8 protein-coding genes are annotated in these 9180 nt (G+C 65.6%); 7 read left to right on the top strand and 1 reads right to left on the bottom strand.

What is annotated here, in order from left to right:
- Nucleotides 1-155: 155 nt before the first annotated feature.
- Nucleotides 156-632, bottom strand: a complete 477-nt coding sequence (locus C6A77_RS21335) for a response regulator (protein WP_114171254.1) — start codon at nucleotides 630-632, stop codon at nucleotides 156-158.
- A 179-nt stretch (nucleotides 633-811) separates the two neighbouring features.
- On the opposite strand from C6A77_RS21335, the gene C6A77_RS21330 reads away from it, so the two are divergent.
- From C6A77_RS21330 to C6A77_RS21300, 7 genes are all read left to right on the top strand, one after another.
- Nucleotides 812-2749 carry a putative nucleotidyltransferase substrate binding domain-containing protein gene (locus C6A77_RS21330; RefSeq protein ID WP_114171253.1) on the top strand — a complete coding sequence of 646 codons (1938 nt, stop codon included), beginning with the start codon at nucleotides 812-814 and terminating at the stop codon, nucleotides 2747-2749.
- Nucleotides 2746-3456, top strand: a complete 711-nt coding sequence (locus C6A77_RS21325) for a 3'-5' exonuclease (protein WP_114171252.1) — start codon at nucleotides 2746-2748, stop codon at nucleotides 3454-3456. Before C6A77_RS21330 ends, C6A77_RS21325 begins: the two co-directional genes overlap by 4 nt.
- A gap of 132 nt (nucleotides 3457-3588) precedes the next feature.
- Complete coding sequence (locus C6A77_RS21320) at nucleotides 3589-4107, top strand: RNA polymerase sigma factor (protein WP_114171251.1); 519 nt, start codon at nucleotides 3589-3591, stop codon at nucleotides 4105-4107.
- Nucleotides 4104-5060, top strand: coding sequence for a FecR family protein (locus C6A77_RS21315; protein ID WP_114171250.1), 957 nt, complete (start codon nucleotides 4104-4106; stop codon nucleotides 5058-5060). Before C6A77_RS21320 ends, C6A77_RS21315 begins: the two co-directional genes overlap by 4 nt.
- Nucleotides 5061-5280: 220 nt before the next feature.
- Nucleotides 5281-7710 (top strand): TonB-dependent siderophore receptor, encoded by a 2430-nt coding sequence (locus tag C6A77_RS21310; protein ID WP_114171249.1) that lies wholly within the window; start codon nucleotides 5281-5283, stop codon nucleotides 7708-7710.
- Nucleotides 7711-7867: 157 nt separating this feature from the next.
- Entirely contained in the window at nucleotides 7868-8980 is a 1113-nt protein-coding gene (locus C6A77_RS21305) for a PepSY-associated TM helix domain-containing protein (RefSeq protein WP_114171248.1), read from the top strand.
- Nucleotides 8977-9162, top strand: coding sequence for a hypothetical protein (locus tag C6A77_RS21300; protein WP_114171247.1), 186 nt, complete (start codon nucleotides 8977-8979; stop codon nucleotides 9160-9162). Before C6A77_RS21305 ends, C6A77_RS21300 begins: the two co-directional genes overlap by 4 nt.
- Nucleotides 9163-9180: the final 18 nt, after the last annotated feature.

The raw sequence follows: 9180 nt of genomic DNA, 5'->3' as shown, positions 1-9180 counted from the left end.
GGTCCTACCCCCCCCCCCCCCCGGGGGGCCCCGGGGCCCCCCCGCCCCCACCCCCCCCCCCCCCCCTTGCCACCCCTAAAATTTTGGGGGGGGGGGCCCCCCGGGGGGGGGGGGGGGGGCCCCGCGAAGGGCTGCAAAGCAGCCCCAGTCCTGCCTCAATCGATTTTTAATTCTTTCTTCACCAGCTCCAGCAGCCTGTCCAGGTCCACCGGCTTCAACAGAAAGTCCACCACCCCCAGGTGCATCGCCCCCACCGCCTCTTCCACATCGGTGTCGCCCGACACCACGATGATCGACAACGCCGCCCGCTCCGACTCGCGCACCTTGCGGATCAGCTCCAGCCCATCCTCCGGCTGCATGCGCAAATCGGTGATCATCAGGCCGATCCGCTGCTGGTAATGCAGGTACAGCCTGGCTTCCTCGGCCCCGTCCGCGCCTACGCAGTCGATGCCCCGGCTTTTCAGGTACAGGGTCAACGCCTCACGGTTGACCGCGTCGTCATCCACCACCAACACCAACGGCTTGGCGGGCACAGGCGCACTCACGACGGCCAGGGCCTCGCGCTCGGCGTCGCTCAGGATGTCGTGTTGCTCAGGCATGGTCATCTCGTCAAAAAATTTCCGCTTCAGCATTAGGACCGCAGAACTTGCCTAACCCGGCTCGCCTTTCGTCGGGACTTTGACAGGTGCGCTCATAGACTTACGTCCAATGGGCACCACCCCGCCGCAAGCCGACCATGGAGGCAGAGAACAACATGGCCGGCACCTATATATATAGATATATAGTTCGGCATAGCGATACGGTCAGTTTCATGAGCAAAAAGGACGCATACAGCCAGGCGGGCAGGACGGCAGTGCTGCAGAACATTCAGGGAACCCTGCAGTTCCTGCAGCGTTTTCCGCCGTTCAATCAGATGGAACACAGCCATCTGGCCTACCTGGTCGAACAATGCCAGCTGCGCTTCTATGCCAGCGGCGAAAGCATCGTCAAGCCTGCCGACGGGCCGGTCGAGCACTTCTACATCGTCAAGCAGGGCCGTGTGGTCGGCGAACGCCAGCACCTGGTCAAGCCCGGTGTGGAGACCACGTTCGAAATCACCAGCGGCGAGTGCTTCCCGCTGGCGGCGCTGCTCGGCGAGCGGGCGACCCGCACCGAGCACCTGGCCGGTGAGGACACGTTCTGCCTGCAGCTGAACAAGGCCGCGTTCATCCGCGTGTTTTCGATGTCCGAGGTGTTCCGGGACTTCGCCCTGCGCGGGGTCAGCAGCCTGCTCGACCAGGTCAACCAGCAGGTACGCCAGCGCGCAGTGGAAACCCTCGGCACCCAGTATTCGCTGAATACGCCGCTGGGCGAACTGGCCATGCGCCACCCGGTGGTCTGCAGCGCCGACACGCCGCTGCGCGATGCCGTGCGCCTGATGCATGAGCAGCAGGTCGGCAGCATCGTGGTGGTCGACCCGCAGCGCTACCCCACCGGCATCTTCACCCTGCGCGACCTGCGCCAGGTGGTGGCGGCGGCGGATGCCGACCTGGGCGCGCCGATCGAGCGGCACATGACCGCCCGGCCGTTTTATCTCAGCCCCCAGGCCAGCGCCTTCGACGCCGCCATGGCCATGACCGAGCGGCATATCGCCCACGTCTGCCTGGTGGAAAACCGGCGCTTGTGCGGGGTGGTCTCGGAGCGCGACCTGTTCTCCCTGCAACGGGTCGACCTGGTGCACCTGGCGCGCACCATCCGCCATGCGCCACGTCTAGATACCTTGGTGGCGCTGCGCGGCGAGATCGGCCAGCTGGTCGAGCGCATGCTGGCCCATGGCGCGTCTTCCACGCAGATCACCCAGATCATCACCCTGCTCAACGACCACACCGTATGCCGGGTGATCGAACTGGCGCTGGCCGAGCGCGGCGACCCGGGCGTGCCGTTCAGCTGGTTGTGCTTCGGCAGCGAAGGGCGCCGTGAGCAGACCCTGCACACCGACCAGGACAACGGCATCCTCTTCGAAGCAGCCGACAGCAGCGAGGCCGAAACCATCCGCGCCCGCCTGCTGCCGCTGGCGCAATACATCAACCAGTGCCTGGCCCAGTGCGGCTTCACCCTGTGCCAGGGCAACGTCATGGCCGGCAACCCCGAGCTGTGCCTGTCGCGTAGCGAGTGGGCGCGGCGCTTTGCCGGCTTTGTCCGCGAAGCCAGCCCGGAAAACCTGCTGGGTTCGAGCATCTATTTCGACCTGCGCGTGGTGTGGGGCGACGAGCAGGGCTGCGAGCAGCTGCGCCAGGGCCTGCTCGAACAAGTGGCCGACAACCGCATCTTCCAGCGCATGATGGCCGACAACGCGCTGCGCCAACGCCCACCGGTGGGCCGCCTGCGCGAATTCGTGCTGACCCGCCAGGGCAACGACAAGGCCGCCACCCTCGACCTCAAGGTGCAGGGCCTGACGCCCTTCGTCGATGGTGCCCGCCTGCTGGCGCTGGCCAACGGCATCGGCGCCTGCAATACCCTGGAGCGGCTGCGCCAGCTGGTGGCCAAGGGCGTGATCGAGGCGCTGGACGGCGCGGCGTATGAAGAGGCCTACCACTTCATCCAGCAAACCCGCATGCAGCAGCACCAGCGCCAGACCCGCGATAACCTGCCCTACTCCAACCGCCTGGACCCGGACAGCCTCAACCACCTGGACCGGCGCATCCTGCGCGAGTCGCTGCGCCAGGCCCAGCGCCTGCAAAGCAGCCTGGCCTTGCGGTACCAGTTATGAGCCTGTTCGCCTGGCTGCGCCCCAGCGCCCCCGAACTGGACCCGGCGATGCGCCAACGCCTGGCCCGCCTGCCCAAACCCGCGCCGCCAGGGGTATGCACCCTGCGGGAGCAGCGCTGGGTTGTGCTGGACCTGGAAACCAGCGGCCTGAACCCAAGCCGAGACCAAGTGCTGTCGATCGGCGCCGTGGCCATCGAAGACGGCGCCATCGACTTTGCCCAGCAGTTCGAACGCACGCTGCACAGGCCTTTGCAGAAGACCAACGCCAGCGTGCTGATTCATGGCCTGGGGCCGAGTGCCCTGGCTGCCGGGTGCGACCCGGCCGAGGCCTTGCTCGACTTTCTCGACTTCATCGGCAATAGCCCGGTGCTGGCGTTTCACGCGCCGTTCGACCAGCGCATGCTGGCTCGGGCGCTAAAGGAAAGCCTGGGTTACCGCTTGCAGGCGCCGTTCCTGGACGTTGCCGAGCTGGCGCCGATGCTCAACCCCGACACGGTGCTGCGCGAGGCCGGGCTGGATGATTGGGTGGCGCGGTTTGGCCTGCAGGTGGAGGAACGTCACCATGCCAGTGCCGATGCCCTGGTTACCGCCGAGCTGGCATTGATCCTGTTCAGTCAGGCCCGACGCCAGCAGCTCGACAGCCCGCTGCAGCTGGAGCAGCGGTTGCGCGGCTGGCGGCGGCGCAAGGTGCAGAGTCACGGCCTGTAGCCTTGCATTGGCCTTGCCGGCCTCTTCCATGATGGCCATCCGATAAGCGTCCATTGCACCCACCCCCTGCCCTCTGCCACAATCGCGAATAATTATCGTTAGTTAATACATCCGTTCCGGGGGGACGCCGCTTTGTCTTCTGCACAGAGCCCACACGCCGATCTGGTCGGTGCGCTGTACCGCGACCATCGTGGCTGGCTGCTCGCCTGGCTGCAACGCAGCATGGCCTGCCGCCAGCGTGCTGAAGACCTGAGCCAGGACACCTTCGTGCGCCTGCTCGGCCGCGAGCAGCTGGATACCCCCCGCGAACCCCGCGCCTTCCTCGCCGCCGTGGCCAAGGGCCTGATGTTCGACCACTTCCGCCGCGCCGCGCTGGAGCAGGCCTACCTGACCGAGCTGGCCCTGATGCCGGAAGCCGAACAACCTTCGCCAGAAATGCAGCACCTGATTCTCGAAGACCTCAAGGCCATCGACCGTCTGCTCGGCAAGCTGTCGAGCAAGGCCCGCGCAGCGTTCCTGCACAACCGTCTGGACGGCATGGGCCATGCCGAAATCGCCGAGCACCTGGGGGTTTCGGTGTCGCGGGTACGTCAGTACATCGCCCAGGGTATGCGCCAGTGCTACGTGGCCCTGTACGGGGAGCCGACATGAGCCGTGCACCGGTTTCATCGCGTGTGCTGGAAGCCGCCATCGCCTGGAAGCTGAGCCTCGAGGGCGGCAGCGGTACCGCCGACGAACGTAGCGAATTCAGGCGTTGGCATGCCGCCAGCGAAGAACACGCACGTGCCTGGCGCCAGCTCGGTGCCCTCGACCAACGCGTCATCGCCGCAGCCGGCCCGGCCCGTCAGGCCCTGCTGCAATCGCGCGTCAGCCTGCGCCGGCGTATCGGCAAGGTCGGCGGCGGGCTGGCCGGCATGTTCCTGCTGGGTTCGCTGCTGGCCTGGGTCGGTGCACCGTCGCTGGCGCCCAGCTACTGGCTGGCCGAACACCGCACCGCCACCGGCGAGTTGCGTACCCTGCGCCTGGAAGACGGCACGTTGCTCAGCCTGAACAGCCATACCGCCGTGGATATCGACTACGCCGGCGAGCAACGGGTGATCGTGCTTCAGCAGGGCGAGATCTCGATCGAAACCGGCCACCACGACCCGCGCCCGCTGCTGGTGCGCACCGAAGATGGCCGCCTGCGCCCGTTGGGCACGCGCTTCCTGGTACGCCGGGAAGACCACGGCACGCGCCTGGAGGTGTTGCAGGCCTCGGTCGCCGCCAAGCCGCTGAACAGTGGTGACGAACAGGTGCTGCGCGAAGGCCAGCAGGTGCTGATGAACGCCAACGGCCTCGGCCGGGTCGGCACGGTGCCCGCCGGCGCCGACGCCTGGACCCGCGGCATGCTGGTGGTGGACAACATGCGCCTGGCCGACTTGCTGGCCGCGCTAGGCCAATACCGCAGCGGCTACCTCGGGGTGGATGACCAGGTCGCCGACCTGCGCGTAACCGGCAGTTTCCCGCTGACCGACACCGACCTGGCCCTGGCGTCGCTGGTGCCGGCACTGCCGGTGAAGGTGGAGCGGCATACCCGGTGGTGGGTGACCGTCGGTCCCAAGTGAACCTGCACCGGCATCTTCGCGGGTAAACCCGCTCCCACAGGTATTCCACAGCCCTTGAAAGCTGTGCGGTACCTGTGGGAGCGGGTTTACCCGCGAAAGGGCCGGCACAGACAAAAACCAGCTTCAAATAATTCTCGATATTTTTCAGATTCGCCCTGTCACTTTTCCAATCTCGCTCGGCAAGGAAGCAGTAAGCACTTATCCGTCGAGGAGCCGCTGCATGTCCCGTGCTGTTGATCGTATCCTGCGCCCAAGCCTGATGGCCCTGGCTATCGCCGTGGCCGCGCCACTGGCCAGCCCCCTGTTCGCCGCCGAGCAACCCGCCCCGCGCGCCTACGACCTGCCCGGCGCCCCGCTGGCCACCACCCTCAACCAGATCGCCAGCCAGGCCGGTATCGCCCTGGCCATCGACCCGGCGCTGGTCAGCGGCCGCACTTCGGCCCCGGTCAGCGGGCAATATGACGGTGTTGGCGCCCTGCAGGCCGCGCTGCGCGGCACCGGCCTGCAGTTGCAGCAAAGCAGCGTGGGCAGCTACAGCCTGGTGGCCGTCCCGGACGGTACCCTCGCACTGCCGGAGACCACCGTGGAAGCTGCCAGCATCAGCGAAAGCGCCTGGGGCCCGGGCGAAGGCTACGTGGCCAAGCGCACCGCCGCTGGCACCAAGACCGATACCGCACTGGTGGAAGTGCCGCGCTCGATCTCCGTTGCCACCCGCGAGCAGATGAAAGACCGTGGCGTGCACAGCCTCGACGATGCCGTGCGCTACATGCCCGGCATCGTGTCCGCCAGCTTTGGCAGCGACACGCGCTATGACTGGATGCGCGTGCGTGGCTTCGAGCCGACCCAGTTCCTCGATGGCTTGCCGCTGCCGCGTGGCGTGTATGCCAACCCGAAAGCCGAAACCTGGAACCTCGACCGCCTCGCCCTGTTGCGCGGCCCGGCGTCCTCGATCTATGGCCAGACCCCACCCGGCGGCCTGCTCGACATGGTCAGCCGCCGCCCGCAGGCCGAAAGCGCCCACGAGATCGAGCTTCAATATGGCAGCGACAACCATCGCCAGATCAACTTCGCCAGCACCGGCAAGATCGACGCCGAAGGCCGCCTGCTGTATGGCGTCAGCGGTGTCATCCGCGACAGCGGCACCCAGATCGACCACATCGACAACAAGCGCTACAACATCGCCCCGAGCCTGACCTGGAACATCGACGAGGACACCTCGTTGACCTTCCTCAGCCAGTTCACCCGCGACGATACCGGCGCCACCAGCCAGTTCCGGCCGATTCAGGGCACCAAGATCGACATGCCGTTCGGCAAGATTTCCCACCACAAGAACCTCGGCGACCCGGATTACGAGTTCTACGACCGCACCTATTACGCGCTGGGATACGCTTTCGAGCACCGCATCAACGACGTCTGGCAGTTCCGTCAGAACCTGCGCTACACCAAGTCGGATCTGGCGTTCCAGACCATCACGCCCGCCAGTTACAACCCCGACTCCCCTCCGGTACAAGACGACGGCACTGTCCGCCGCATGTCCACCAACACCGACGAAGACATCAGCCAGTTCGCGGTGGACAACAATTTCCAGGCCGACTTCGCCACCGGTGATGTTACCCACACCTTGCTGATCGGCCTCGACCACCAGCGCACCAACAACAACTACCTGTCGATCTTCGGTTTCAACGTGCCGGACAGCAACGTCAACGACCCGGTTTACGGGCTGCCGATCACCCGCCCGGATCGCTCGACGGCGTTCTACGACTACAACCAGAAAACCCGCCAGACCGGCGTGTACATTCAGGACCAGATGGCGCTTGGCAACTGGCGCCTGACCTTGGGCGGGCGTGAGGACTGGGTCCATACCGGCACCAGGTTCCTCAACCAAGGCGATGCCACCAGCACCCAGCGCGACAAGAAGTTCAGTGGCAACGCAGCCATCAGCTACGTGTTCGATTCCGGCTTCGTGCCCTACCTGTCGTACGCCGAGTCGTTCCAGCCGAGCAGCAATGCCAATGTGTCCGCGACGCAGTCGTTCAAGCCCACCGAAGGCGAGCAGTGGGAGCTGGGTGTGAAGTATCAGCCCCCAGGTTCCAACACCTTGCTATCGGCGGCTGTGTATGACCTGACCCAGAAAAACGTCTCGGTCACCGACACTGTGGGTGGCGTGACCATCACCAGCCAGACCGGAGAAGTGAAAGTTCGTGGCCTGGAACTTGAAGCGGTTTCCGACGTGACCGAAAACCTGAAGGTGATTGCCGCCTACACCCTGGCCAAATCCGAAGTGCAGGATGGCGACTTCAAAGGCAACCGCCTGCAGCTGATGCCAAACCAGCAGGCGTCGGTGTGGGGCGACTACACCTGGCACTCGGGTGTGCTCGACGGCTTCGGCATTGGCCTGGGCGCGCGCTATACCGGCAATACCTATGGCGACCAGGCCAATACCTACCTGGGCAAGGCCAATGCCTATACGGTGTTCGATGCGGCAGTGCATTACGACCTGGGCCGCCTGAGCACCAGCCTCAAGGGCGCGTCGGTCGCGGTCAACGCCACCAACTTGCTGAACAAGGAATACCTCTCAACGTGTGACTCGTACTACTGCTATTACGGCGACGAGCGCAGCGTTGTGGCCAGCGCCACCTACAAGTTCTGAGTGAGCTGGGGGCTGCTTCGCAGCCCAATCGCTGGCAAGCCGGCTCCCACAGATTCAGCGCATTGCCCGAGGCCTGCGCTGTACTTGTGGGAGCTGGCTTGCCGGCGATTGGGCCGCACTGCGGCCCCAGGTTCCACAGGCCAACACCGGTACCGTGATGAAAAGCCCAACCATTCGCCGCTGGTCCACGATTCACACCTGGAGCAGCCTGGTCTGCACCCTGTTCATGCTGTTGCTGGCGCTCACCGGCCTGCCGCTGATCTTCCACCACGAAATCGAACACCTGCTCGGTGACGCCCCCGAACTGCGCGAGATGCCGGCAGGCACGCCACACCTCGACCTGCAGCAACTGGTACTCAAGGCCGAACAGCACCGCCCCGGTGAAGTCGTTCAATACTTGGGCTACGAGCAAGACCAACCCAACGGTGTGCTCGCCATCACCGCCGCCACCGCTGGCACCGACCCCAACCTGTCGCACACCTTCATGCTCGACGCCCGCACCGGCGAAGCCGTGGCCATGCCGGCGGCCAACGGCGGTTTCATGATGCTCATGCTGCGCCTGCATGTGGACCTGTTCGCCGGCCTGCCCGGCAAGCTGCTGCTGGCCTTCATGGGTGTGCTGTTCATCGTCGCGATCGTGTCCGGCACCGTGCTCTACGCACCGTTCATGCGCCGGCTGGACTTCGCCACCGTCCGCCACGACAAATCCCGCCGCCTGCGCTGGCTCGACCTGCACAACCTGATCGGCGTGGTCACCCTGGCCTGGGCGTTGACGGTGGGCGTGACCGGCGTGATCAGTGCCCTGTCCGACCTGGTCATCGCCGCCTGGCGCAACGACAGCCTGGCAACCATGGTAGCGCCTTACCGCGACGCCCCGCCGCTGACCGACCGTGCCCCGGCCACACGCCTGCTGGACATCGCCGAACAGGCCGCCCCCGGCATGCGCCCGGACTTCATCGCTTTCCCCGGCACGCGCTTTTCCAGCGAGCACCACTATGCAGTGTTCATGAACGGCGCCACGCACCTGAGTTCGCACCTGTTCACCCCGGTGCTGATCGACGCGCGCACCCTGGCGCTGACCGCGGTCGGTGAACGCCCTTGGTACATGGACGCCATGGGCCTGTCGCAACCGCTGCACTTCGGCGATTACGGCGGGCGGCCGATGCAAATTCTGTGGGCAGTGCTCGATGTGCTGACCATCATCGTGCTCGGCAGCGGCCTGTACCTGTGGTGGGGAAAACAGCGCAAAACCAGACAGGAGCGGACATGAGCCACAAGTCGCAAACAACCCCGCGCATCTTTGCCTGGCCCGGGCTGATCGGCGCCCTGAGCATCGGCGGGCTGTTCGCCGCGTTGCTGGGCGATGGCCTCTGGGACAGCCTCGCGTGGCTCGGTCTAGGGCTCTCGGCGCTACTGGGCGTGAGCGGTTTCTGGCCGCGACGCCGACGATAACCGGCTACCACAAGCACG

It is taken from the genome of Pseudomonas sp. AFG_SD02_1510_Pfu_092 (assembly GCF_003331055.1).
Lineage (GTDB): Bacteria > Pseudomonadota > Gammaproteobacteria > Pseudomonadales > Pseudomonadaceae > Aquipseudomonas.
The sequence above is the reverse complement of the archived record's forward strand: the minus strand, read 5'-3'. Positions and strand labels throughout refer to the sequence as shown.